Genomic DNA, 26,565 nt, shown 5'->3' with positions numbered 1-26,565 from the left:
TATAAATAAAGCTTAGAAATCGAACGAACGGATGTGTCATATGATGGAATCAGATAGTAAACCCAATCTTGCTCATGCAGATTATTATTTCAATCGAGAGTTGAGTTGGCTGGACTTCAACAAACGTGTCATCGAGGAAGCGCAAGATCCTCAAAACCCTTTGCTTGAGCAGCTGAACTTTTTATCAATTGCAAGTTCAAATCTTGATGAATTCTACATGGTTCGGGTTGCCGGGTTGCAGGATCAATTCAAGCTCGGCTATCATATAACGGACAGTAAAACCGATATGACTCCCCTTGAACAGTTGACTGCCATCTCCAAGAAAAACAGCGAGAACATCGCTTTGCAATACAAATACTATTATGGACTTTTGACCAGATTGGTTGAAAAAAAGATCCGCGTCAAAAAAATAAGCGACCTTTCCGAAAGCGAACTGGCGATTATTGAAGATACCTTCCATGAGCAAATTTTCCCTGCCTTAACGCCGTTAGGGATCGATGCCTACCGTCCCTTCCCCAACTTGAACAATAAATTGATCCATATTTTCGTCAACTTACAAAAGGAAGATACGACCCGGGTTGCGATTGTGCCTGTTCCGGCTCCGTTGCAACGATTCATTTTATTGGACGAAGACAAAAACGATATCGGCATCGTTCTGTTGGAAGACATTGTGCGCCATTTCATCCATACGTTGTTTAAAGGTTTCACCGTCACAAACAGCTTCAGCTGCCGAATCACCCGCAATGCGGATTTGGAGCTGCATGAGGATGGAGCCGATGATCTGCTTGTGGTCATCCAGGATTACCTGAAGAAACGTAAAAATGGCATGGCTGTCCGCCTCGAAGTCGACACACGCGATACGCTCGAGACCCTCCAGGGAGACGTGCGCTTTTTGCAGACAGAATTGGATCTCGAGGATCGCGATGTCTATATGATCGATGGTCCGCTTGATCTCACTTTCCTCAGCAAATTGACCCGTTATCTGATGATTGTTTTGCCGGATGCAGTCTACCCTGACTTCTCACCCGTCATACCTAGTGATCTGTCCGGGAAAAACATCTTTGATGTAGTCGAAAAGCAGGATGTCTTCTTGCATCATCCGTATGACTCGTTCGATCCGGTCGTTGACTTCATCAAGAGCGCTGCTGAGGATGAAGATACGATCGCCATCAAGCAGACCCTCTACCGGGTCAGCAAAGATTCACCAATCATCGAAGCTTTAAAGATTGCAGCCGAATCCGGCAAACAAGTCACTGTGCTGGTCGAGCTGAAAGCCCGTTTCGATGAAGAGAATAATGTGCAATGGGCAAAAGAATTGGAAGAAGCCGGTGCGCATGTCCTTTATGGGATGACCCACCTGAAGACCCACAGCAAAATCACGATGGTCGTAAAAAAACAAAATAACAGCATCGTCCGTTATGTCCATCTGGCTACCGGCAATTACAACGATAAGACCGCCAGACTGTATACGGACATGGCCATCTTCACCGCAAACAAGGAGATCGGCGAGGATGCCACAAACTTCTTCAACTACTTAAGCGGCTATTCGGATCAGCCAGAGTACAATCACCTTCATGTGTCGCCTTTCGAAATCCGGGATTCGTTCATTGAATATATCGACGACGAAATCGCCTCACACAAACAATTCGCGAATGGGCATATCATCGCGAAAATGAACTCTTTGACCGACAAACGCGTCATCATGAAACTCTACGAAGCCAGCCAAGCCGGTGTCCGGGTAGACCTGATCATCCGCGGCATCTGTGGCCTGAAACCCCAAGTACCCGGCGTGAGCGAGAACATCCATGTCCGCAGCATCGTCGGCCGCTTCTTGGAGCATAGCCGGGTCTACTATTTCCATCATAACGGAGATGAAAACCTGTTCCTGTCTTCTGCAGACATGATGACCCGCAATATGATCAAACGCGTCGAGATAGAATTTCCGATTCTGGATGACGCCATCAAGAAAGAAATCCTATCATTGATGGCTGTCTACCTTGCAGACAACACGAAAGCGCGCGAACTGCATCCTGACGGGACCTATCGACATGTGCGCAACGATAAACCAGCAATGGATGCACAAAAATATTTCATGGAGCTTGCGAACAAGGAAAAAGAAATCCCGTCACTCTCCGAAAAGGATTCCTGGTTAAAAAAAATCCAGCGAAGGTTCAAGAAATAACGGCAGACAAGACCAAGACCGTCTCAATAGAGGCGGTCTTGTTTTATCGGGCAAACTTAGGGTTCCGAATGTCGCTCCTCCGGTGAACGCAGGTTTCACCGGAGGAGCGGCCAACATTTAGTTTGCGTTCTCCGATGATGGCGGCCTCGTCGTAGTTCACGCCGATAGTTACCGGCGTACTCCGGTGGAGGGACGCCTAGTCGGATCTGGGGCTCGAATCCGCCGCACTCTTCCGACCAGCAGTCGGCCGACAATACGGAAAAACGGGGCTATCTCCGATTGAGACAGCCTCGTTCCTTCATTTTATGCTGTTTTGTTGTTTTTCGAAATTGCCAAGCCGATCGCAAAACCGATTACGGATGGGATCAGCCACCCCATTCCGATATCGGATAACGGGATTGCGGCATCGGCCGAGGAAATGACACCGTTGAGGCCGACAGCGTCTCTGATCCCTTCCGGCAAAGCCTTCAGGAAATCAACGGTTGCGAACGGTAAAGTGAACAAGGTCGTCATCTGGTAGACTATCGTCCGATCATTGAAAAGGTTGCTCATGATCGACAGGAAAATCAATGTGATCGCCAGTGGATAAAGGAACATCAGCACCGGAATCGAGAACGCGATAATCTGATTCAAACCCAGATTCGCCAACCCGAAGGAAATGGCTGTAAAAAGATAGACGTATTTTTTATAATCCAACGTGCCCGGAAACATATGCACAAACGTTTCGCTGATGGCCGTGATCAAGCCGATTGCTGTTTTCAGACAGGCAACGGTGATGATGACCGCAAACAGAACAGCACCGAACATGCCGAAGTACTCGTTTGAGATTTGCGTTAAGGCAATCCCCCCATTGTCGCTTATTTCAAAAACACCACGGCTCGTTGCGCCCAAGTAAACCAACGAACCGTAAATGACAGCCATCAATAGCATGCTGATTGTCCCGGATTTTATCGTGTCTTTCGCGATGGTCGTTGTCTTTGTAACGCCCAAGCCTTGGATCGTCGTTACGACGATGATGCCGAAAGCCAAGGAAGCCAGAGCATCCATCGTGTTGTACCCTTCCAGAAAGCCTTTGAAGAATGCACCTGTCTGATAGCTCGCATCCACCGGCATTTCACTCGCGGTACCCATCGGCGCGAAAAATCCGAAGAGGATCAGAATCGAAAGAAAAACCAAGAAAATTGGGTTCAGAACCTTGCCTACCCATTTCAATATTTCCGATGGCTTCAGGGAGAACCAAAGCACAGCCGCGAAGAAAAGCAATGAGAACAGGAAAAGCGCCATTCTTGTCATTGAAAGATCCAAATAAGGAGCAAAAGCTGCCTCAAAGGACACTGTCGCGGTACGCGGTGTCGCAAAGAACGGACCGATCGTTAGATAAAGTGCCGCGGTGAAGAAAACGCCGTACTTGGGATGGATTTTGCTCGCCATTTCCAGCAGACTTTCTTTTCCGGAGAGTCCCATCGCTACGATGCCCAGGAACGGTAATCCTACTGCCGTCACGATAAACCCCAGTATCGCCGGAATCAAATTTTGTCCAGCCAATTGCCCCATATGAACCGGGAATATCAGGTTTCCGGCCCCGAAAAATAAGCCGAACAGCATGGAGCCGATGTATATATATTCTTTATTCGATAATTTTTTATCCATTAAGACTCAGCCAACTTTCTGTTTCAATTTTGTTCATTCTATCATGGCACTTCCGCTGTTACTATCATTGGGAGCGTTCAACCAGAAAAACTTACCCAATTCTCATTTTTATGGCCGGCCTGCACGCCCTGGTTGTCATCCGAAAATAATACCAACATCACGACAAAAGAGAACAAACGATTGCCACAAATGAAACAACCTTACTCGTTTTTTGTAAACACTGTGTTAAAATCCTTTTATTTTTTCAGGAATATGCTAGAATTAATTGACTATAAACAAGAATTGAGGAATGTAAAAAAATGATTACCGTATCAAATGTCAGTCTACAATTTTCCGATCGCAAGTTGTTTGACAATGTCAATCTAAAGTTCACCCCTGGTAACTGCTATGGCGTAATCGGTGCAAACGGAGCTGGAAAATCTACTTTCTTGAAGATTTTATCAGGCGTCATCCAACCGACAACAGGCGATATCATCTTGGATCCAAATGAACGTTTGGCCGTACTGAATCAGAACCACTACGGTTTCGAAGAACATCAAGTCTTGGACACCGTCATCATGGGACATAAGCGTCTTTATGAAATCATGGCCGAGAAAAACGCCATCTATGCGAAAACTGAATTCACTGAAGAAGACGGCATCAGAGCCGGCGAACTTGAAGGCGAATTCGCTGAATTGGACGGCTGGGAAGCCGAATCCGATGCTGCCAGCCTTCTGCAAGGTCTTGGCATCGGAGAAGACTTGCACTACAAGCAGATGAGCGACTTGTTGGAACCGCAAAAAGTTAAAGTTTTGCTGGCGCAAGCGTTATTCGGCAAACCGGACGTATTGCTGTTGGACGAGCCGACAAACGGTTTGGACAAAGAATCAATCGAGTGGTTATCCGAGTTTCTGATCAATTTCCCGAACACAGTCATCGTTGTTTCCCATGACCGTCACTTTCTGAACACCGTATGTACGCACATGTGTGACGTCGACTTCGGAAAAATCAAACTATATGTCGGAAACTACGACTTCTGGATGCAATCCAGTCAGTTGGCTGCTAAATTGGCTGCAGATTCCAATGCGAAAAAGGAAGAGCAGATCAAGGAGTTGCAGGACTTCATTGCGCGCTTCAGTGCCAACGCTTCGAAATCGAAACAAGCGACTTCACGTAAAAAGACATTGGATAAAATCACTTTGGATGATATTCAACCTTCATCCCGTAAATATCCTTTCGTCGGCTTCACGCCGGAACGCGAAATCGGAAATGATTTATTGATGGTTTCAAACCTTTCCAAGACTATAGATGGCGTCAAAATTTTGGACAACATCAGCTTTGCTTTGAACAAAGGCGATAAAGTCGCTTTCACAAGCCGCAAAGACATCGCTACCTCCACCCTTTTCAAAATTTTGATGGGTGAAATGGAAGCTGACGGCGGAAGCTTCAAATGGGGCGTTACGACTTCACAAAGCTACTTGCCGAAGGACCACACGAACGAATTCCCAGTTGCCGACATCACAATTCTGGAATGGTTGCGCCAATTCGCCGGCAAAGAAGAAGATGACAATACCTTCTTGCGCAGTTTCTTGGGCCGCATGCTGTTCTCAGGTGAAGACGTCATGAAGAAAGTTTCTGTCCTGTCCGGGGGAGAAAAAGTACGTATCATCCTTTCGAAAATGATGCTTTCCAAAGCAAACGTCTTAGTGTTGGATGACCCGACGAATCACTTGGATCTTGAATCCATCACTGCATTGAATGACGGCATGATCGCCTTCAAAGGTGCTTTGTTGTTCACTTCACACGATTACGAGTTCATCAACACTACTGCGAACCGCATCATCGAAGTAACTCCAAACGGCGTTGTGGACAGAATGGAAACAACCTACGAGGACTTCTTGGCGGATAGAGACGTGCAAGCAAGAATAAATGCACTTTATAAAGAAAACGCATAAAAAGATCACTTAAAAAGCGGAAAGCCTACCAGTTTAAATGCAACTGGTAGGCTTTCCGCTTTTCTACACTTTTTTCCAAATCAGATGGGCTTCACAAGCCAGGTCTTCGCCGTTCATGATGCGATGGGCGGTGATGATGTCGCCGTTCTCCGCTTCTTTCGTTGTCATGACGCTGGTGATGCTGTTGCCGTACTCGACCTCTTTTTCATATTTGATGGTGACTGCAGCCATCTGGTGATCCATGATGAATTTAGGATCGATCGTATTGATGATCCAGTCGAAATATTTCGCATTGTTGACATGGCGATTGTAGTCGATGTCCAAGTATCTGACGCGGAATTCCTGTTCCCTGCGGTTTTCCTGCTCCAGTTGGATCGGTTTCTGCATGCGTACCATCGTCCGGATTTCATCGGCCTGATAGACGGTCAACAAGTCTTTCTGGATCTGGACCATCTTCCGGGACTCAATGTCCATCATGACGAAATTCGTCATCACTTCCACACACAGTTGCTCGCTCTCATCGTAAGCACGGAAGCGGCGATAGGTGAAGAAGCGGTTAAAGCTCATCGCTTCCGTTTCCAGGATGATTTCCTCTCCACTATGGGGCATACGTTCGATCTGCATGTCGTATTGCACAATGATCCAACTCAGGCCCCGTTCGGTCATCTGATCATTCGTATTCCCGAGTGAATCGCTTTGCTGTCCCGACAGATCCATCATCAGGTTCACGAGCGAAGGAAGTGTGATTTCACCGGTGATGTCACATTCATAGCCTTTGATGCGGTGATTTCTGCGATAAATTAATCCACTCAACGTTTGCGCCTCCAAAATCAATATTATAACAGAAAGGATACCATACTTTTCAGAAGGAACCAACCGAAAAATAGGTCATCCTCAGACACGCAATTGCTGTCTGTCGTTGTAAAATTCACGGTATGCCAAGAAGGATGCGATGTAAGAGGAAATACTCGTCGCCGCCACTAGCATGAAGGTCACCATAATCTGATACATGATGGCAGTCAGCGGTACGGTTCCGGCAAACATCAGACCCGACATCATCCCAGGCAAGGAAACGATGCCCACCGTTTTCGCGGAATCTAAGGATGGCTGCATGCCTGACTTGATCGTTTCCCTCAAGATCGTGCGTGAAGCTTGATTCGGGGTCGCTCCTAACGACAATTTTTCCAGTATCTGTTGGCGCTGATCACGGAACAACGAATTCAAATTGCGGTAGCACAAGCCGATGGTCGTCATCGCATTTCCGGCGATCATCCCGGTAATCGGCACAATCTGTGAAGGGATAAATTTGACGGATCCCGACAGAACCAAAATGGATAACGTCAAAATCGCTGAAGCAGAAATGGCGATCAATGAAATTTTCAGCGAGTTCGGGATACTGCTGCTGCGCTTGTGGGCATTCCAGGACGCATTGAAAACGATGACCGCAACCATCGCCAAAGTGACGATTGTGTTGTTCACGTTGAACAGATAAGTCAAAACGTACCCGACCGCAACCAATTGCACAACCGCTCTGGCGATACTGTACAAAATGTCTCTAGCCGTGCCTAATTTTTCCTTGTAGGAAATGTAGACGCCCACCAATACCAGCGAAAAGCTCAACATGAGCGTGATTGGACTGACTTGTAGATCCATCTTAATTCTCCTCCCCTTTTACAATTTTTCCGGCAACAATATTGATGTTCTTATCTGCCAGCCGGGATTCTTCTTCGTTATGGCTGACCATGATGATGGTCATGTCGGATTGCGCGCGCATTTCGTGGAGCCATTTCCAAATAATCTGGCGGTTCGCTTCATCAAGGGCGCTCGTCACCTCATCTAGCAAGAGTATTTTCGGTTGGAAAAGAACATTGCGGATCAAGGCGACTCGCTGTTTTTCTCCGCCTGACAAGGTGTTGATCTCTTTGTCCAAATATTCCTTCGGCAATCCGACCGACTCCAAATATGCGACGGCTTTCTTTTCATCAAATTCCTTTTTGCGGATTTCGTATGGAAAGGCCAAATTATCGCGGACGGTTTTCCCGAACAGAACGGGTGTCTGGAATGTGTAGGAAACCTCTTTGCGGTATTCGGTGGGTTCGTAATCATCCAACGATTTCCCGTTGTAGCGTATGTCTCCCTCACTGCGCGAAAGGATGGTCGCGATGATCTTCAATAATGTGCTCTTGCCGCTTCCGGATGGGCCTGTTATCGAAAGGAATTCCCCCTCATCGAGCGAATAGGTGATGTCATCCAGAATGACTTTGCCATCCGAAACAAAGCTCAGATGATCCATTTCCAATAGTGCCATTTTTTAAATTTCTCCTTTATCATTCATTATGCATTAGGCAGCCGAACCTGGTGTGCTCTTCGACCAGCGCTGTCCAGATTGGCTATCTTCCATTTCTCTATTGTATCACTGTTGTCCTTATTTTTGTTAATGATAATAATTATAATTTAGTAATAAATACAAAAGGAACTTCCTGAAATAAAACCGCTGGCCGAATAAGAATGTCTTTAACTTAAGTAGCCTTACAACTGTGAGAAAGGCGAGGATGCATGATGCGTGCCCGCTTTTTTTGAGTGCGAGGCCAAATTGTTGCATGTTCCTCGGCTATTCGACAATTTGGCCCACCGTTCTGAGCATTCCTTCAGGATACTGATCGCCATTCCATCTCCTTTAGCTCTGTCGAAGTCAATCTCATCTGAGCCCGCAAGCCAAATGCAGTTCGAACTCCGGCCAAGCCTCCTTTTACCGGAGAACAACGAAACAAAGGCAGCCCGAAAACAATGAGGCAGCCTTTGTTTCATTTCTTATTGTGTTATTCTTCCAATTCTGCATACGAAATCAATTCGATTGCCTCGTCTTCACGGATGCGATCGGCAAAATCGGAATGCATCAAGAATTCCGCCATGTAGGCCCGGTCCTTCTGCATACTGCTTATGCGTTCCAGACTGGCATCGACATAGCCCGGATGGACGATCAATTCAACCGAAGTATTTGGCTTTTCCAGAACGGTCATGATGTCATCCAATTTCTCCATCACACCCATCCCCAATTCTGCCTGCGGTTTTTCGGCCGCAAAACCGAGGTCGAATTGACGGTCTGTGTGCATCACCCCATGGCTGCCTTCGAAATGATTGCGGATCGGCAGTTCATACTGGATAGCCAACGACAGGATGACTTTGCTGAGCGGCTCCATCATATGCACATGGTGGTGTGAGTCCAAGTGCGTCGGTTTGATGCCAGCTTTGCGCACCTTTTCGATTTGTGCATGCCACTCTGCATACACTTCATCCAGATCCAACGAAGCCGCATGCTGTTGCACGTACTCCCTGGTGTGGAAACGCCCACCGGCACTGATGCTTTTGGTATCAGGCAACAAAGGCTTCCCAAGCGTCAAATTCAGATGGACACCGATTTCCAGATCCGGATGATCGGATGCCAATTCCACAGCATGATCGAAAGCCTCCCCGTTTGCCAACAAGGTCGTCGAAGTGGTGATTCCGTACAAAAAACTGTCGACGATGCCGTAATTCACGCCATTTGTGAGACCAAAATCGTCTGCGTTGATGATTACTTGTCCCATATTTCATTCTCCTGTCTGTTTCAGATGGCAGTTCGGCTTCAAATCGCTTTGACTGCCCCACCATCCACATATAGTGTGCTGCCGGTAATGTAAGTGTTCGCACCGGAAAGAAGGAAAACGACAGCTTTCGCGAATTCTTCCGGTGTACCGTAGCGGCCCAATGGTATGCCTGCGATTGCGGCTTTGTCTACTTCCGCCAATGACAACTCCTTCGCTTTTGCGCTCGCTTCATTCAGATATTTCAGGCGACCGGTTTCGATTTTGCCCGGCGCAACCACATTCACAAGAATGTTGTCGGCCGCCAATTCGTCGGCAAGCGTCTTGCTCAATCCGACGATACCGTTCCGGAACGTATTGGAAAGGACCAGATTCGGCAATGGCGTCTTCACCGAAATCGAAGCGATGTTGACGATGCGACCGCCCTCTTTGCGCAGATCAGGCAGCACTTCGCGGATGATCCGGATATAGCTCAGCAAGTTCAATTCGAAAGCTTGCTGCCAAGCCTCATCGGAAAAAGAATCGAATTTCCCGCTTGGCGGGCCGCCTGCATTGTTCAACAAAATATCGATTTTGCCGAACACTTCATGCGTCCTTGCCACAAGCTTTTGGATATCCTCACTTTTGGTGATGTCACACGGGAAATAGGCGACCTTGCCGGCATGTAACGCTTCCAACTCTACTTTGACTTCAGCCAATTTGTCCTCGCTTCTGCTTGTGAGCATGACATGCGCGCCTTCTTTGACCAGTTCTTTCGCCACCGCCTTGCCCAACCCTTGACTCGATGCGATGACCAATGCCACTTTGTTCGTTAACCCCAGATCCATTTCGGCTCCTCCTTCAACTGCTTTATTATCCAGACCTCATACCCATACTATAGCCCAAAACCGTCCACATCACTAGTATTTCAATCGCCGACTGCATTTGTCCCTGCTCGCCTCCGGGATAGTCTGTTATAATGGAAAATGAACTTATTTTCTTTAAAAATAAGATGCGCAAAACTTTGTTAATCCAAATACTTACCGACGACAGGAGACTTTTCCATGAGAATACTGCATACGGCTGATTGGCATCTAGGCAAAATCGTCAATGATTTTTCCATGCTGGAAGATCAAACCCACTACCTGATGAACCTGATTGAAGCACTCAAAGAAAAAGAAATTGACGCAATCATCATGGCCGGGGATCTATACGACCGCGCATTGCCGCCAAAAGAAGCTGTGGCGCTGGCCAATCAGGCACTGACCCGGATGGTGAAGGAATTGGGCGTGCCCGTCTTCGTCATCGCCGGCAACCACGACAGCAACGAACGGATCGAATACGCCGCCGACCTGTTGGCCGACAGCCGCCTCTACATAGAAGGAACCATGAAGGAGGTCATCCGCAAAGTTTCCTTCCAAGGAACCAATTTTTATCTGCTGCCCTTTGCGGATCATGTCTATGTCCGGGAAACGCTCAAGGATGACAGCATCAAAAATATGGAGGACGCCATCCGTGCGCAGTTGGCGACCGTCAAAGCAACGATGAACCTGGATGAAGTGAACATCCTGATTGCGCACGGCTATGTGATCCAGTCAGGAAACGACACCAGCGAACCATCCGATTCCGAACGTCCCCTCAGCATCGGCACTTCCGAGTACGTAGATGTGTCTTTGTTCACAGATTTCGATTACGTAGCTTTAGGACATCTGCACAAGGCCCAGAAAGTCAAAGATGACAGAGTCCGCTACAGCGGTTCGATCCTCAAGTATTCCAAATCGGAAACCCCGCACCAGAAGCAAACGAGTATCGTAACGATAGAAAAAGGCAAACTGGAGATCGAACCGCTCCGCATCAAGCCTTTACGCGATATGCGCACAATCAGGAGCACATTTACCGAGCTGATGAAAGGCCAATCCGAAGATTACTTGTTCTTTGAACTGGAGGATACGGAATATGTACTTGACGCAATGAACCAATTGCGCCGCCGCTATCCACAGGCGATGGGGCTCGAGTACGTCAGCCGGAGGGAAACCGAATCAGTGGCCCTCCAGCATAACCGGGATGATCTGCAGCAGCTCTCTTATCCTGACCTGTTCAAGGATTTCTATGAACAATACCGCGCCATAGAATTGGATGATTCCAGTCAAAAAATCGTTGCGGATATCTTTTCCGCTTTGGGAAGGAAAGATTAGATGAGACCCTTAAAATTAGAGATGAACGCCTTCGGTCCTTACAAAGAAAAGATCGTATTGGACTTCACGAAATTCCAGAACCAAACGCTGTTTCTTGTCAGCGGGCCTACGGGTGCCGGCAAAACCACAATTTTCGATGCCATCGCCTACGCTCTTTACGACGTCGCCAGCGGCAGCAGCCGGGAAAAGGACACCTTCAAGTCGCAGTTCGCAACGGAAGAGTCGGTCTGTTACGTCGATCTGGAATTCGAATACAACGGAAAGACTTACCGCGTGAGACGCTCCCCTGCCCAGACGGGTCCCGGCAAGAGCGGAAAAATCATCGATCTGAAAGCTGACGTGGCCTTCTTTCACGACGGCACCGTCACGACAAAAGCACGCGATGCCAATGCTGAAATAGAGCAGCTGCTTTCCCTGAATTACGAGCAGTTCAAGCAGATCGTTATGCTGCCGCAAGGTGAGTTCAAGAAATTGCTCGAATCGAACAGCAACGAAAAAGAGACTATCTTCCGGAACATCTTCGGTACTGAAATCCTGAAAAATTTCCAGGAGCAACTGAAGGAGAAAGCAAAAGCGCTCCAGAGCCAAGCGACTTCCGCCCAGGATTCGCTGCTGACAGCCTACTCCTTTGCCTCGGGAATCAACGATGAAGGTCTTCAGGCAGCCCTCACTTTGCAGGATACCAAGCGAATTCTTGTGCGGATTACAGAACTGTTAGCAGCACTTGAAAAAGACCGCGCCACCAAAGAACAGCAGCTCACAGCCTTACGTTCCCAAAGCCAATCTGCTTCCGACACAATCAAACTGCTCGAGGAAATCATGCAGTTGGAAACGAAGCAACTCGCACTATTGGAAGAGGAGACCGCCGTTGACGATTGGAAACGGCAACTCGAACGCCATGTGCAAGCCGTCAAGGCCGAGGAAAAAAGGTTGCTGTGCGTTGCAGCCTCCACAATCCAAGTTGCAAAACAGGAACAAGCCAAACAAAATGATGCGCTCTTGGACCAATTGACTCAGGCTTCACGCGATAAAAAACCAGCGTTCGAAGCAGCTGAACTTGCCCTTTCCCTGATTCCGGGCTTGCGTGAGCAGATCGACACCTTAAAAGGACAGGAAAAACAGCTTATCGCACTGGCGAAAAAGGAGAAAGAACTAGCCGGTTGCCAGAAAGCTTGCCACGACGTCACCAAAGAACTGCAGAAACATGCCGATTCCAAACAGACGCAGAGGGAAAATCAGGAACAGTGCCAGCAAAAACTTGCAGCAGTGAAACAAGCTCAAAAGGATGCGGCAATCCTTCAAGAGCAATTGAACGCATGCAAAATGAGCCTGCAGCGATCAGAACAGCTTCAGAAAAGGATCAGCCAAACCGAAAAATTGTTGACTGAGCAGACGGTCAAATCTGAGCATTTTCTGATTCTTGAAAAAGAATATGTCTGGCTTGATCAACAGTTCAAGGATGAAACTCTCCTCCACAACCGTAACATCGCCGGCATCTTAGCCGAACAACTGATTGATGGAGAAGCTTGTCTTGTCTGCGGTTCAATCGACCATCCCGCACCCGCACAAAAAATGGCGGAGACTCTCTCCGATCAGGAGCGGGAACAGCTTGAGAAAAAACGGAATCAGGCCTATGCGGATTACCAGCAGGCAACTGCCGAACTTTCCGGCATCCGAAAACAATTGGCTGATCTTTACAATGAATTCGCCGTTCCGGCTGAAGCGTTCGCAGCCTACAAACAGGAACAGGAAGTCAATCGCAATACAGAGATCGCATCAGAGAAATCTCTGTTGCTGGAGATGGAACTCCTGCAGAAGGTGCTTACCGAGGAAGATACGCTCGTCAAGGAGCTGAATAACGTCGAGGTGAAACTCCAGGAAATCGACCAGAACAGTCTTGCGCTCCAACAGACTTTACTGTTGAATGAGACACTTTCCCGTGACTTGTTGGCAGACATCGCCCAGGAAAAACAAGTTTTGGGCGACAAAAAAATCGCAAACGTGCAGCAAGAGATTCTGCGGCTCAACGAAACCATTGAGACTTGCACGAGCGACTACACTAAACTGAATAAAGAGCTAGCGGAGCTCGAGAAAAATACCGCAGTCTGTCTGGCCAACCGGACCAGCTATGCGACTCAAGTCGAAGAATCCACGACAGCTTTGCTGGAGGCAGAAACAGCCTACACAAGCGCGTTGGCTGCTGCCGGTCTGGAAGAGCCTTTTGCCCATCTGATTCTGGATCAGACCCTGCATCTGGAGCTGCAGAAAAAAATCCGCTGCCATGAAGATGAGCTGAATGTCACATTGACCCGCTTGCGCGAGCTAAGAAAAATCGCAGCGGCATTGTCAGCAGATCAGACGATCGACTCCTGCACCAATCAAAAATTGCTTCTGGAAAACAGAATCCGTGAATCGGAAGAGCAGAAAGGTCAACTCGCAGGCGACATCCAAATGCTAAAGAAAGCGGCACAAGAAATCACTGCAATCTACAAAAAGCAACAGCAGATTATTGCTGATTACCAAAAATTCAGAACATTGTCGGACATCGCCAACGGCACCAAAGAAACCGACTATATTTCCTTCGAACGCTACGTGCTGGCGATCTACTATGAAGAAATCATCGAAGCCGCCAATCTTCGCTTCCAACAGATGACGAACAACCGCTACCTGTTGTTGCGGAAGGAAGACAAAGGCAAAGGTTCCGGAGCCAAGGGGCTTGACCTGAATGTATTCGATCATTATACCGGCCAAACCCGCAGCGTCAAAACTTTATCGGGCGGAGAAAGCTTCAAAGCATCTCTTGCGCTGGCGTTGGGTTTAAGTGATGTGATGCAGAGCCGCAGCGGCGGTATCCAGATCGATACGCTGTTCATCGATGAAGGTTTCGGTTCGCTGGATCCTGAATCATTGGATACCGCAATCGAAGCACTCTTCTCACTGAACAGCAGCGGCCGTTTGGTCGGCATCATCTCGCACGTTGAAGAACTGAAGACACGGATTCCCGTCCACATCGAAGTCGACCGCACCGCAGAAGGCAGTACTGCAAAAATCATTTTATAGAAAAAGGAAAGTCCAGCTACATTGTCGTAGTTGGACTTTTTTGCGTCTCCTGATTCGTTTGTTCAAAAGCGTCTGATTAATTTTTCCTTACGATTAATACATCACAGGGTGCATGTTTGATGACATGGTTCGTAACCGAACCGACCACCAATTTAGCGATGGTGCCCTTACCTGTCGCACCCATTACAATCAAGTCACACTTCCATTCTTCCACAAGCGTCTTCGCAATCATTTCCTTGGCGTTCCCCGAGCGCATTTCTTTATGCACTGCGACTCCGTTCGCCCGCGCATATCTGTCCAATTCATCGAATAAAGAATCCTTATCGTGCTGCAGCTGGGCAGCTTCTTCGGCGTTGTCTTTTTTATCCAGTATCGCAACAAGATAAAGCGCGGCATCGTTCCTTTCAGCGATATGGACCGCCTGTTTGAACGCCTTGATCGAAGCCTCTGATCCGTCCACTGGGATCAAGATGTTTTTATACTGAACCATTCAAACCCACTCCTTTGGAATAATCAACCAGAAAACGCTTTCCTTATTCTTATTTTACTATACTTACGAAAGAAACAAAAGATTGGCGGTGCTTCGGTTGATAATTTTACAAACCAAAAAGAGCCTGGAGACCAGGCTCTTTTTGGTTATTTGATCGCTAAAATGAGTATCACCTAGATGGATACCGGTATTTACTAGGATTCTAAGCTCTTGACTATTTAAATTTCTCTGCTTTCCAACTTGCCGATTTCTTTAACATCCTTACGCAACACCGCTTGCGAAAGGTTCGGCCGGACTTTGTAGGCTGATTTTGATGACATGACGGCGTTAACCAAGCCAGTCTGGATCATCTCCGTGATATCGTCTGTCCGTAAGTATGCGTAGACGATACCAGCACAAAGGGCTTCGTTGGTTCCCCAGATGTAGGTGTCGCTTTCTTTGTCGCTATTCTTCAGGTCATAGACGTGCATGCCGTATTTTTCGCTGGCATAGCCGACAGATTGACTATTTTTGGTGATGATGACATGCTGTACTCCTTTATCCAACCAAAGTTGCAAAGCTTTCCTCAAAGAAGCATCATCATTGATTTCGAAACCGAAATGCTTTTCGGACTCGTCGTGCTTAGTGATCAGCAGCTTCAAGCCTTTAAGGTTATCCGGAATGTTGTACAGTTTCAACACGGATGCGCAGACCAATGCGACAGGAATGCTATATTTCGCTCCGATTTCAAGCAAGTGCTCTACGCTTTCTTTCGGACAATTCGAATCGATGATGATCGATTTCGCCCGTTTCAGGGTGGAAAGATGCTTCAGCAGCCATTTTGGTTGCATGTATTCATAGATATCCATCTCCGCCAATCCGATGATCATCTTGCCCGATTCATCGATGACTTCCATGAAAGTGCCTGTTGAAAAGCCAGGGACCATTTCCACCTCGGTTGTCTTCATCAAAGGACGCATGGATTCTTCAATCGTATGCCATTCCGCATCGTCGCCTACCAGAGAAAGCATCACGACATCTTCCTGCAATCTTCCCAGATTTTCGGCGATACTGAGCGCAACCCCTCCAATTGAAGTCTGCGAAGTGACATTGTTCGATTGTCCGTGAACCAGACCCCCTTCAACAAAATAGCGGCGATCGATGCAGGCAGCACCGATACAGACGATAGGTCGCGTGTCATTGATGACATAGGCTTTCCCCAAAAGGTATCCCCGTCTCACTAAGCCGGAAATGATGTTTGCCACCGCGGGACGTGACAAGCCAATCTTTGTAGCTAAATCTTGCTGCGAAATGAAAGGATTTTCCTTTATGTAGCTCAGTATTTTTGATTCTTTCTCGTTTAAAGCCATGTTTCAATTCCCCTTACTCTATAAAAACCCGGCAAAGCCGACCTTATTCTTTTAGCAACATTTTATGCTCCTAAAGGTACAGTATATAACCAATGGCCGCCATTTCCAAACGAACACGGCACATTGTAACCTTTTTTTAATGCGTTTGCATCATTCGGGGGTATTTTATTACTGTTGCGAGCTGTGCTATAATGACAAGAAACATTTCAAGGGAGCTGCACATATGATTCATACATTTATTTTTGACGTCGATGGTACGATTGTCGATACCGAATATTCAATCTTCAGAGGTCTGGATGATGTCCTTCAGGAACATGCCGGCCGACCTGCAACGCCGGAAGATATGCGTACGATTTTCGGCATCCCGGGCATGGAAGGACTGCAACTATTGGGCTTTACACCTGAACAAGCTGCAGAACTGCATCCAAAGTGGAGTGCACAGTCTAAAACATATGCGGACAGCGTTAGTATCTTTGCCGAAATGGAAGATACGCTGCGTCATTTGAAAGAAAACAGTCACCTACTAGGCATTGTCACCTCCAAGACAAAAGAGAGCTACGAGCTGAATATCACACCATACGGTTTGGATGAATATTTCGACGTCATCATCACATCCAGCGATACCGAAGAACATAAGCCATCCGGTCAACCTTTGACGGAGTGCCTACGGAGACTGGGCGTTTCTGAAAATGAAGCCATCTACATCGGCGACTCCATTTACGACAATCAATGCGCACGCAATGCCACAGTCGCTTTCGGTTTGGCGGAATGGGGATCCCACACGTCAGAAGGCTTCGAAGCAGATCACATCTTCAAGACACCCTCGGATATCTTATCGATTTTATAGAAAATCAAAGCGACCTGGAAATGGGTTGCTTTTTTCATTTGAGAAGGGCTCTGTGCGATCCAAAATGGCCTAGTTGGATTCTTACCGTACGTCCTCTACACGTTTCAGTCTTGCCAGTAATTCATCTGCCGCTTCTTCATTTTTATTTTGCATGTATAATGCATGGCTTTCCAGATAGGCATCCCGGGCACTGTCCAATTCATTGAGGGTGAAATGATAATCTCCCAGTCCACGCATGATCCCGGCTTGACAATCTTCGTCTTCGGACTTGTCGGCATATTGTTTCGCTTTGTCCAGATTTATCTTGCCCTTCATCGGATTTCTTTGCAGCAACGACAACATGGCCGCTTCGCAGTAGCTTCTTGCCAACCCGCAATAATCATCCGAAAAATGTGTCAGTCGGAAAGTGATCTCCTCCTCACACATCAGTGCCGCCAAATCGTATTCTTCCATGTTGCGGGTATTCACCGCCAAGGCATGCAGACACTCAGCTTGCTTCTCCAAGTCTTTATTTTTTTTTGCGTAAAACAACAGTTCCTCGAGACATTCTTTGGCTCCAGCAAAATTTTTCTGCGCAGCATAGCATTTGGCCAACTTGTTTACTACTTTTTGATATTCATCAGATTTCGGATCCTCCAATAAATATAAAGCATCGATGTATTTTTTCTCAGCATGAGCAAAATCGTTCGCTTGCATGGCAATTTCAGCGATTTCGATCAGTTGATGAATATCCTTATCCATAACGCATCCCCCTTGCTTCACAAAGAAATTGTTATCGCTTTCACCACCATCTTAACATCAATCAGATGGTTTCACAAAGGATAACGATAACCTTGAAAACAAAAGAGAGGCTAGCCGATGCTTCCTTATCGGATTGCACCTGCTAGCCTTCTTCAGTCGTCTTTGTCCTTAAGAAAAGATTATTTTTTACTTTTACGTAGCAGAAATAACGCAGCCAGCATCATACCCAGTCCTACCACTAAAAATAAGGTTGTGCCGATACCGCCTGTGTCAGGCATGACTAATTCCATATCCTTCTCCTCCATCTTTCTTGTTGGTCAGGCTTTTATTTTTTTTTGAATCGCTTTCGTACATTCAGTATCAGCACTATCACTAGCAATGCCGCAACAGAAATCGTATAAGTTTCCAGTTTCATATACCAAGGCTTGACTTGAACTTCGACAGTAGTGATGTAGCTCGGAGCAGTATCCGGGCTTGTGTCGCCATCTGTTTCTGTAGTTAGCTCGGCATCTGTCACGGTTTCCGAATTTGTCGGATCAGCAGTTGTTTCCGAATTGAATTCTGACGGATCGACAGTTTCATCGGCAGCAGCGATTTGCGTTTCCGACTCGTCAGATTCCGGTGAGGCTTGTTCTTTTTGTTCACCTGCAGTCTGCACCGTGCCTTCCGGATACCATCTTTCCGCAAATATCAAAAAGCGATCATTTGCGGCAGTACCGTCATAACAGGTCAACAACGTGATCATATCTTTTCCTGGCACTACCGCAAGATACTCACTTTGATCCGGCCAAATCAGAATGTTGCCGGTGACCCGGTAATGGAGTGTTTCCCACCGATTCGTGATGTTGATTGTGTCCCCGATAGCCAATTCCGGCAAATCCGTGAAGAACTTCTGAACCAACCCAGTATGCCCGGAAATGACGGAGTTCGTATTATTTCCCCCGATTGGCAAGCTCGTCCCTTGAATCACAGCTGCCCCAACCGCAAGATGCTCATCTGTCGCCCCCAGATAAATAGGAAGTGTCTGATTAATTTTAGGGATATCTATATATGCAAAAATCGAACTGTAATCAGCGCTGACTTTCGGAACCGTATCCTCTGTGATTTCACCTTCACCGAAAGGATCGACTGTGGAAAGGGACTGATTCCAGAGAGATTCATTGTATGTCGAAAGGTAATCCTGATTCTTATCCAACAAAGGCGTCATTTCCGGATCCGTTGCGATCGTAACCAAATCGGCGTCATCGAGGGTGGCATCTTCGTCCAATTCCAAATTAGCAAAAGCCAGCTCCTCGTCGCGTTGCAAGTCCAACACATAGTAATCATAATAAAGATTCGAGAAGAGCGGATACAGAAACACCATCATACCCACCAGAAAAAGCAAAATGTAGCGAGTATTTCCTTTTGTTTTTTCTCTGCGCATTTCTTATGCCCCTTCCCCGCTTATTCCGTTTCCGACGATGGCTCTTACTTCTTAGATAAATACAATTTTACTCCGGCCAAGGACAAAACAACTACAAGCACTGCTGCTGCAATGAAGAATAATTCCTGGTAGTTTCCGCCGATTTGGTTCTCGCGGATTTCTTTCTCCTGGATGGCTTCCACATATTCAATCCGATACCCACGGACCAGCAAACGATGCGAATTGACCATGTATGGGGTGCAGGTCAATAATGTCAGATAATCCTGCCCCTCTTCGATTGTGATCTGACTGAAATCGGTCGGTTCAACGACTTTGATCTGATCCACCTCATAAGCCAAAGTGCCGCCAATGTACTCGATGTAGAATTTGTCCCCGATCTCCAATTCATCCAATTCCGTGAACAACTCCGCAGACGGCAAGCCTCGATGCCCTGTTATGACTGCATGCGTGCCCTCACCTCCGACCGGAAGCGAGGTGCCTTCCATGTGGCCGATGCCTTTCTGCAGGACCGCTTCGGATGTGCCCGCATAGATTGGCGCATCCAGGTTAATTTTCGGAATGAGCACGTGCCCCATCTGTTCATTGACCTCCAGCATCCGCGCATATTCCGCCAATCCTGCTTCTTTTTCCTCCTGAGTATAAGGGTCCTCCAAAGTGATGTTCCCGGTTGTTTCCGATAAAAAAACATTATACGCATAAGCCAAATTGAGACTTTCTTGAATTTTTTTGTCATCAATTTGAGCAACGGCTTCATCAAAGTCGTTGTTGACCGTATCCGCTGTTCTTTGATACACATAATTGCTGACGGCTGGATAAGCGAAAATACCCAATCCCAACAGAAAAATAAATATTCCCGGTCTGAATCTCATCGGTCGTTTGTTCATCATCCACCATCCTTATCAAAAAAATGCTAGGCCACTCAGAGTCGATACGTCCTATTCCGGTAAATCTTTTTGTTTCCGTATTTTCCTGTTCCTCAAATAGTGAAGCAACAGCCACAACAGCACCAGGAGCAATACAGCCAAGGTTGCATAGAACAGATTCCGGTACAGGTAATTTTCTTGACTTTCCTTGATTTCATTCTCTTCGACTGCTTCCACATAATCAATACGATGTGCCCTCACGAGTAAACGGTGGGAATTCACCATATAGGGGGTACATGTCAACAAAGTGAGGTAGTCATGCCCTTGGACGACGCTCAGTTCGCTCAAATCGGTGGGTTCAACAACTTTTATCTGATCGACTTGATAAGCCAGCGTACCGCCGATGTATTTGATGTAGAATTTATCCCCAATCTCGAGTTCATCCAATTCAGTGAACAACTCGGCTTCAGGCAAACCTCTGTGTCCTGTCAGGACTGCGTGTGTATTGTTGCCACCGATTGGGAGCGATGTCCCTTCCATATGCCCGATGCCTTTCTGCAATACAGCTTCGGAAGTTCCGGCGTAAATCGGTACATCCAAGGCGAGTTTCGGGATGACGACATGGCCGATCTGCTCACTGACTTCGAGCATTCGTGCATATTCCTGCAACCCGGCATCCATCTGCTCTTGCGTATAGGGGTCCGCCAGTGCGGCCGAATCCGAATCCCCCGATAGGAGGGCATTGTAGGCTTCCGCCAACTTAAGCCGCTCCTCCACTTCCGAGTCTGTTATTTTAGCTACCGAATTATCAAAGTCATTATTGACACTATCAGTTGCCCGTTCATACAGGTAATTGCTGACGATGGGATAGGCGAAGAGGCCCAGCCCTACGGTGAATAACATCACCAGGATGAGCATTTTCCAGAGTCCGCCCTTTTTCTTTTTTACTGACTGCTTCTTCTCTTCCATCAAAATCCCACCTTTCTTTATGATGTATGCAGCACCGTTTTATCGGATCAAGTTGATGACTTAACTGACGATTCCTACAATGATTTGAAATAAATTCAATGCAATTTAAGTTGTTTTTATAATAGCATTATACCATACAAGAAAGCGCATTCGAATCAACCCGACCCTAGCCACTTTCATTTTATTAGCAGGGTATATCATTGAAAATGGAAATAGGCGAGATTGCTCTCGCCCATTTCCGGATCAGTTTATTCGGTTAGGCTTCTTCTTTTTTCTTCAACGCGACAACTGCGACAGTCATCATTGCCAATCCTGCGACAGTGAAGAGGATTGTTCCCATTCCGCCGGTTTGAGGAATCATAGGACGTTTCGCATTGCGGATGATTTGGTTGTCGGTTGTGATCGTTCCATCACCATATGAAGTTGCGTTAATGTCGAACGAAACTGGTTTCATTGTTACATAACCTGTTGGTGTTACGACCTCTATTAATCTATAAGTGAAGGTTGCACCCAAGTCTCCGTACGCCAGACCTTTAATTTCGAAAGCACCTGTCGTTCCATCTACTGATAGTTGAGTTGCGTCATCTTGAGCAGCTACCCAACTAATGTGACCAGTAGTGCTGTCCTTTACCATAAATTTCCCTTCAGAATTTTCGATTATAAATTTTGCCGTAGCCAAAGCTGAATTGAATTGTCCAGTGACGTTATCCACCTTGATGAATTGACGGCCGCCTGTGTGGACTTTCGGCTGATTAGCTAAAGGAACAGTTGTCTGAGCAGTTGTGATGTAGCCATTGTTGTAATCCAGTGTGGCGTCGTTATAGATGTCCCTTCCCATAACGGCTGTGTTGTTGATTTCAGCCTGATATTTGATTTCAAGATCCTTCAGAGTTTCAGTTTCCGGTCTGTTGGCTGCGAGTTTATCCAGTCCAGCTGCTGTGAAAGTGATGCTGAAGCCGTTTGTCAACGTTTGATCCAAGACGTAGTCGGTAACTGGGATGAAGGTTACACCATTGTAAGTGACAGTCACTCCACCCAAGTACGTCAATTGCGAATCCAAATTGTCCGTGATATTGAATAGTGTGTAGTCTTCGATACCTTGCGGAACTTTCGGATAGATCAGGTAATCGAAATCTTCTCCCACATCGTATCCAGCATCATTTTGGTCTTTAACCTCAACGTCTTTGTCAATGACTGGCATGTCATCTTCGATCGTGTTTTTCGGATAAAGGTCAAGCCTCGTAAGGTAGGCATCCCCTGCCTCATTCAAAACCGGCAGTTCCATGAAGAACGGCACACCGGTCTGAGATTCCAAGGTTGCTGGTTTGGTCGTTTCTCTCACATAGTAGTATCCGGATCCAAAATTAGTTGATACCCCTGCGTTTACTACTGTTGGTGCTCCGAAGTTTGTAGTCAATTGGCCATCTGTTAATGCTCCGATAATACCTTTTTCAGTGCCATCCAACCCGTTTGCGAGTGTCACATTTGTGATGTCAGTCAATTTCCAAACCGAGAAGCTGACTCCGGTATTGTTCTCGACTGCACCTGTTCCGAGTGCTGCTATCTCTTCAGCTGTCAGTGGCAAGCCGTCATGATCTCGGAGAATGAATCCTCCTGTACCAACAATCTTATGGATGGTGACAGCCGTCGTAGCAGGTGGCGTTGGCGGCCCGGCCGGTGCTACTGAGTTGAGTTCCGACGCGCTTGCCATAACCGGCAGCACCACCGTCAAAAACATTAAAAAGGATACTATCCGGCTGATAATGCTTCTCATTCTACCCATCTTCTTTTCCTCCTCGACTTTTCCTCTTTTTTTGTTCTTTTGTTCTGTATAGATACCCAAAGCCATCAAACCGATTCCCAAGCCAATGAAGGGTGCTATGCCGAATCCGCCGGCTTGCGGTAATTCGGTCAAAGGCCTGTTTTCTACCGTGATTCCGTAATTTCCTGTGAATAGACCCGTCGTTTCATCCATCAGTTGCACCGGTGCATAGGCTTCCGGACCTGTAATGACTCCTTCAGCTACGATGAATGGACCAATGGGTTGCGAAAGCCAGTTATAACCGGAAGGTGGTTGTGTTTCAGCGATCCAGTACGTACCGTCTTCCAGAGCTGCAAAGATCACTTTACCGGATGCGTCTGTAGTTTGTTCCGCTTGGATCGGATCTCCGGTTGGCCCGTTCGCGTCACCGCTGTAGATGACAAACGTGGCGCCGGACAGAGGCGTCTCGCCATCGATATCGACTTTCGTCAACTCCAACGATGGCTTGAATGTGTTCGTGACCGTCAAGCCGTCTTCAGAAATCGTTTTTGTGAATCCTGTGATAGATACGCGGGTACCTGATGCATCCACTTCATCCACGTAATAGATGTAAGCAATCCCCGCCGCGTTCGTTGCATCCTGCAAACCGAATGGTACGGGAACATCATAAGTTCCTGTTTGGTCAACATCCGCAATCAGTTGCGGTGTTCCAACCGCTTCTTCCGTTCCGGTTTCACCAGCTTTGCGATAAAGTTGGAAATAAACAGTTGGTTTATCTTCCGGACCGTTCACCCAACGTTTGATCGTATTGATATCTGTATCCGGACTTTGATAAGTATTGGTGATAGTCAATCGATCCGTGGAGAACGATTTGACATAATTTGGGATCGAAATCGATTCACCGAGCGCGTTCACTTCATCCACAGTGTAAATGTAAGGCTCTAAAGTCGGACTGTAAGTCGGCAATCCCGTCCAATTGTAGGTGAACAAATCAGCTGGTCCCGTTGTCGGAGTAATGGTAGGTGATACACCAGTCACTAATTCAGGTGTGCCCGTTCCGACTTGTCGGTATAAAGCCATTATTACGGGAACATGATCGCTTTCGGGCCCGCCAGACCATACTTTATAGGCTGTTACAGCCTTCAAAGGCATGACATTTGTAGGTTCGCGCCAAGCGTCATTATTAAGATTGGTGTCTGAGGTGATTATAGAAGCGATTCGGACCGTATTCAATAGATCCGGAGCAGGGGTAATGAGGGGAGTTGTTGCTATGAAGTTACTGCCTCGGTTGTCCGGTAGCGTGCCATCATAAGCTGTAGGGGCATTCAGATTGACAGTTGTCGTAAGTGTAAAAATTTTAGTCGCTAGTGGTTCTAATGCGAATGGTAGCCAGGTTACTAGGCCTCCGTTGTGCGTTCCGCCATCACTTGCACTGACAAATGTCACATTGGGATCCAGGGTGTCCGTTACGACGATTCCATTGGCGACCACGTCAGGTGTGTTGTTTCTGACGGTGATGGTGTACGTTAGAGTTTGTCCTGGGTAAACTGGATCCGGAGAATCTGTTTTTTGAATTTGAACATCAACCTTAGCAGCTTCGAAATCCTTTACTTGATTAAGTGGAACCGTCTGGGCCGATTTAGTGATATTTGCCGGTGGTGTTGCGACGGTATCAGCCGACACTAATTGTGTTTGAACATTCCCATTTACGCTTGGAGGAAGTACGTTTTTGAGGACAACCCATATTTCAACAATAATGGTGTCTCCATTATCCAAACCTGAAACTGTAATCGTTTCCTGAATCTTTGTTCCATTAAGGGCCGAATTGGTGATATTTGTGACGGTCGCATCTTGTTCAGAATCGACATTCCCAGCATCTCCATAATCCACAAATGCAGCAAAAACTTTATAATTCGGATCGAACCCAAAATTAGAACCACTCCCTGTTACCGTTTCCCAGGAGAATGTCATGTTGATTGTACCGTTTTCTGGAGCAGTGCTGCCGTTGACAGTGATTCTTGCTTCAAAAGGAACAATCTGACCTAAAGCAAGGTCTTTCGGATTCAGTGATTCCATCGTCTGGCCGCTATTTGTGTTCGGCATGGGATTACTTGCTCTTCCTACTGGTTTATTACTTGTATAATTGATTGGAAATTTAAAATCATAGGAAATCGGGTTATAGGCGGAGTAGTCGATGCTGTAACTGCCCGCCGAATCGGTAAATTCCGTAACAGCGACAGTTCCGGTTGTGACTCCGGTAGCGGTGACTTTATAATTGGCTACGAACCAATCGGGGAGATTGAAGCTGAATTCGAGGGTGCCATCTTCATTCACAGCGATTGTCTCTTCTAATCGCCAAGATTGAGGAATGGTTGAAACGTCATCAACCGTTATTCGGATTTCTACATCTTCAATCCAACCAGCTCCGGTTAATGTGACTAGGCCCCCGGGAGGGTAATCATCTAAGTCGGATTTGATCCACGGCTCTTCAGCAATGGTTGCTTCCTGAGGTGTAGGTGCTGAAGATTCAGGAATAGCTTCTTCTGTTACGGGCTCAGCTGTGTCTTGAACTACTGGTGGTTCCACAACTGGCACATCTTGTGACTCTTCTACAACTTCCGCTTCTCCAACGACGGGCGCCGTTTCCGGTGTTGCTTGGGCTGCTGCTTCCGCTTCTGCTTGGGCTGCTGCTTCCGCTTCCGCTTGGGCTGCTGCTTCCGCTTCCGCTTGGGCTGCTGCTTCTGCCTGGGCTGCTGCTTCCGCTTCCGCTTGGGCTGCTGCTTCCGCTTCTGCTTGGGCTGCTGCTTCCGCCTCCGCTTGGGCGATCGGATTGACGAGAGACAATGTTCTTGTATTACCAGAATCAAAGATGCTTACGCTCCCGGATTCTGCTTCGCTGACAGTGCCTGCCAGCATTTTGATGGAAACTGTTTCGGAAATGGAGTCTGTAATGTCGGTGGTGAAAGTCATGGTGAGTGTTTCTGCGGCGGTGCTGTATGTGTATCCTTTTAAGACTGTCACCGCACCGATATCCGTACGATTGATTTGTTGAACATTCGTACTAATATTATACGGCGTGCCTAGGCCGCTGCTATATTCAAGTTCCAGTTTCGGAGCCCGTTCGTCCTCAGAATCAAATTTCGTTACGGTCACAACCCAATCAACAGCAGTTCCTGATCCGTTGACTGTTCCGGTTGCGCTCGCAGTCCCATCATCCATCGGTAAGGCCGTTTGGACTGTTCCGATTTCTGCGGCTAATACATCGATTGCGGTATAGGCTGACAAAAATGATGGCATCAGGGTTATCAAGGTTATCAGCCAAAAAACAATTCTGTCGAACAATACAAAACGCTTTTTTCTCATATTCCTCCATCTCCTCTTTATTTTGAAAGCGACGGTACAAGTGGCTGACGTAATGGATTGAAGCTGCTTTGAATCACGCAAGTTAATCAATCCAAGCGCTGTGAAGGACCGATACAATACGAAGCGACAAACGCCTTTACTCAAAACGAATCTATCGAGAACAGGGAATAATCA

At 47.0% G+C, this 26,565-nt stretch carries 19 protein-coding genes; 5 read left to right on the top strand and 14 right to left on the bottom strand.

What is annotated here, in order from left to right; all coding sequences use genetic code 11:
* The first annotated feature begins 40 nt into the window (after window positions 1-40).
* Complete coding sequence (locus tag ACTCCX_RS01925; protein WP_463274473.1) at window positions 41-2,182, top strand: RNA degradosome polyphosphate kinase; 2,142 nt, start codon at window positions 41-43, stop codon at window positions 2,180-2,182.
* 303 nt (window positions 2,183-2,485) lie between these two features.
* Here ACTCCX_RS01925 and brnQ read toward each other — a convergent pair whose 3' ends face one another.
* Complete coding sequence (gene brnQ, locus ACTCCX_RS01920) at window positions 2,486-3,832, bottom strand: branched-chain amino acid transport system II carrier protein (protein WP_463274472.1); 1,347 nt, start codon at window positions 3,830-3,832, stop codon at window positions 2,486-2,488.
* A 299-nt stretch (window positions 3,833-4,131) separates the two neighbouring features.
* Between brnQ and ACTCCX_RS01915 the strand changes: the two genes are divergently transcribed.
* The gene (locus ACTCCX_RS01915) at window positions 4,132-5,766 is read left to right on the top strand and encodes an ABC-F family ATP-binding cassette domain-containing protein (protein WP_463274471.1); all 1,635 of its coding nucleotides are present in this window, start codon (window positions 4,132-4,134) and stop codon (window positions 5,764-5,766) included.
* 63 nt (window positions 5,767-5,829) lie between these two features.
* Here ACTCCX_RS01915 and ACTCCX_RS01910 read toward each other — a convergent pair whose 3' ends face one another.
* From ACTCCX_RS01910 to ACTCCX_RS01890, 5 genes are all read right to left on the bottom strand, one after another.
* Complete coding sequence (locus ACTCCX_RS01910; RefSeq protein WP_463274470.1) at window positions 5,830-6,579, bottom strand: acyl-[acyl-carrier-protein] thioesterase; 750 nt, start codon at window positions 6,577-6,579, stop codon at window positions 5,830-5,832.
* Window positions 6,580-6,660: 81 nt separating this feature from the next.
* On the bottom strand, window positions 6,661-7,419 hold the full coding sequence (locus tag ACTCCX_RS01905) for an ABC transporter permease (RefSeq protein WP_463274469.1): 759 nt from the start codon (window positions 7,417-7,419) through the stop codon (window positions 6,661-6,663).
* Window position 7,420: 1 nt separating this feature from the next.
* Entirely contained in the window at window positions 7,421-8,074 is a 654-nt protein-coding gene (locus ACTCCX_RS01900) for an ABC transporter ATP-binding protein (RefSeq protein ID WP_463274468.1), read from the bottom strand.
* Between the two features lie 511 nt (window positions 8,075-8,585).
* Window positions 8,586-9,353 carry a carbohydrate deacetylase gene (locus tag ACTCCX_RS01895; RefSeq protein WP_463274467.1) on the bottom strand — a complete coding sequence of 256 codons (768 nt, stop codon included), beginning with the start codon at window positions 9,351-9,353 and terminating at the stop codon, window positions 8,586-8,588.
* Between the two features lie 38 nt (window positions 9,354-9,391).
* Window positions 9,392-10,177, bottom strand: coding sequence for an SDR family oxidoreductase (locus tag ACTCCX_RS01890; RefSeq protein ID WP_463274466.1), 786 nt, complete (start codon window positions 10,175-10,177; stop codon window positions 9,392-9,394).
* Between the two features lie 216 nt (window positions 10,178-10,393).
* Here ACTCCX_RS01890 and ACTCCX_RS01885 point away from each other — a divergent pair, with 216 nt between their 5' ends.
* Complete coding sequence (locus ACTCCX_RS01885; protein WP_463274465.1) at window positions 10,394-11,524, top strand: exonuclease SbcCD subunit D; 1,131 nt, start codon at window positions 10,394-10,396, stop codon at window positions 11,522-11,524.
* Entirely contained in the window at window positions 11,525-14,584 is a 3,060-nt protein-coding gene (locus tag ACTCCX_RS01880) for an AAA family ATPase (RefSeq protein ID WP_463274464.1), read from the top strand.
* 76 nt (window positions 14,585-14,660) lie between these two features.
* On the opposite strand, the gene ACTCCX_RS01875 is transcribed toward ACTCCX_RS01880, so the two are convergent.
* Both ACTCCX_RS01875 and ACTCCX_RS01870 read right to left on the bottom strand, forming a co-directional pair.
* Window positions 14,661-15,074 (bottom strand): universal stress protein, encoded by a 414-nt coding sequence (locus ACTCCX_RS01875; RefSeq protein ID WP_463274463.1) that lies wholly within the window; start codon window positions 15,072-15,074, stop codon window positions 14,661-14,663.
* A gap of 218 nt (window positions 15,075-15,292) precedes the next feature.
* A complete protein-coding gene (locus ACTCCX_RS01870; protein ID WP_463274462.1) occupies window positions 15,293-16,423 on the bottom strand; it encodes a carbohydrate kinase in 1,131 nt (376 codons plus the stop codon).
* 223 nt (window positions 16,424-16,646) lie between these two features.
* Here ACTCCX_RS01870 and ACTCCX_RS01865 point away from each other — a divergent pair, with 223 nt between their 5' ends.
* Window positions 16,647-17,270, top strand: a complete 624-nt coding sequence (locus ACTCCX_RS01865) for an HAD family hydrolase (protein ID WP_463274461.1) — start codon at window positions 16,647-16,649, stop codon at window positions 17,268-17,270.
* An 81-nt stretch (window positions 17,271-17,351) separates the two neighbouring features.
* On the opposite strand, the gene ACTCCX_RS01860 is transcribed toward ACTCCX_RS01865, so the two are convergent.
* From ACTCCX_RS01860 to ACTCCX_RS01835, 6 genes are all read right to left on the bottom strand, one after another.
* The gene (locus ACTCCX_RS01860) at window positions 17,352-18,011 is read right to left on the bottom strand and encodes a hypothetical protein (protein WP_463274460.1); all 660 of its coding nucleotides are present in this window, start codon (window positions 18,009-18,011) and stop codon (window positions 17,352-17,354) included.
* Between the two features lie 179 nt (window positions 18,012-18,190).
* Entirely contained in the window at window positions 18,191-18,301 is a 111-nt protein-coding gene (locus tag ACTCCX_RS01855; RefSeq protein WP_160117068.1) for an LPXTG cell wall anchor domain-containing protein, read from the bottom strand.
* A 35-nt stretch (window positions 18,302-18,336) separates the two neighbouring features.
* Entirely contained in the window at window positions 18,337-19,434 is a 1,098-nt protein-coding gene (locus ACTCCX_RS01850; RefSeq protein ID WP_463274459.1) for a sortase, read from the bottom strand.
* Between the two features lie 44 nt (window positions 19,435-19,478).
* A complete protein-coding gene (locus tag ACTCCX_RS01845; RefSeq protein ID WP_463274458.1) occupies window positions 19,479-20,321 on the bottom strand; it encodes a class C sortase in 843 nt (280 codons plus the stop codon).
* A gap of 48 nt (window positions 20,322-20,369) precedes the next feature.
* On the bottom strand, window positions 20,370-21,266 hold the full coding sequence (locus ACTCCX_RS01840) for a class C sortase (RefSeq protein ID WP_463274457.1): 897 nt from the start codon (window positions 21,264-21,266) through the stop codon (window positions 20,370-20,372).
* A gap of 256 nt (window positions 21,267-21,522) precedes the next feature.
* Window positions 21,523-26,391 (bottom strand): SpaH/EbpB family LPXTG-anchored major pilin, encoded by a 4,869-nt coding sequence (locus tag ACTCCX_RS01835; RefSeq protein ID WP_463274456.1) that lies wholly within the window; start codon window positions 26,389-26,391, stop codon window positions 21,523-21,525.
* Window positions 26,392-26,565 lie beyond the last annotated feature (174 nt).

The organism is Trichococcus sp. (genome assembly GCF_055118575.1).
Note: the sequence above shows the minus strand (reverse complement) of the source record. Positions and strands in the feature narration are given on the sequence as shown.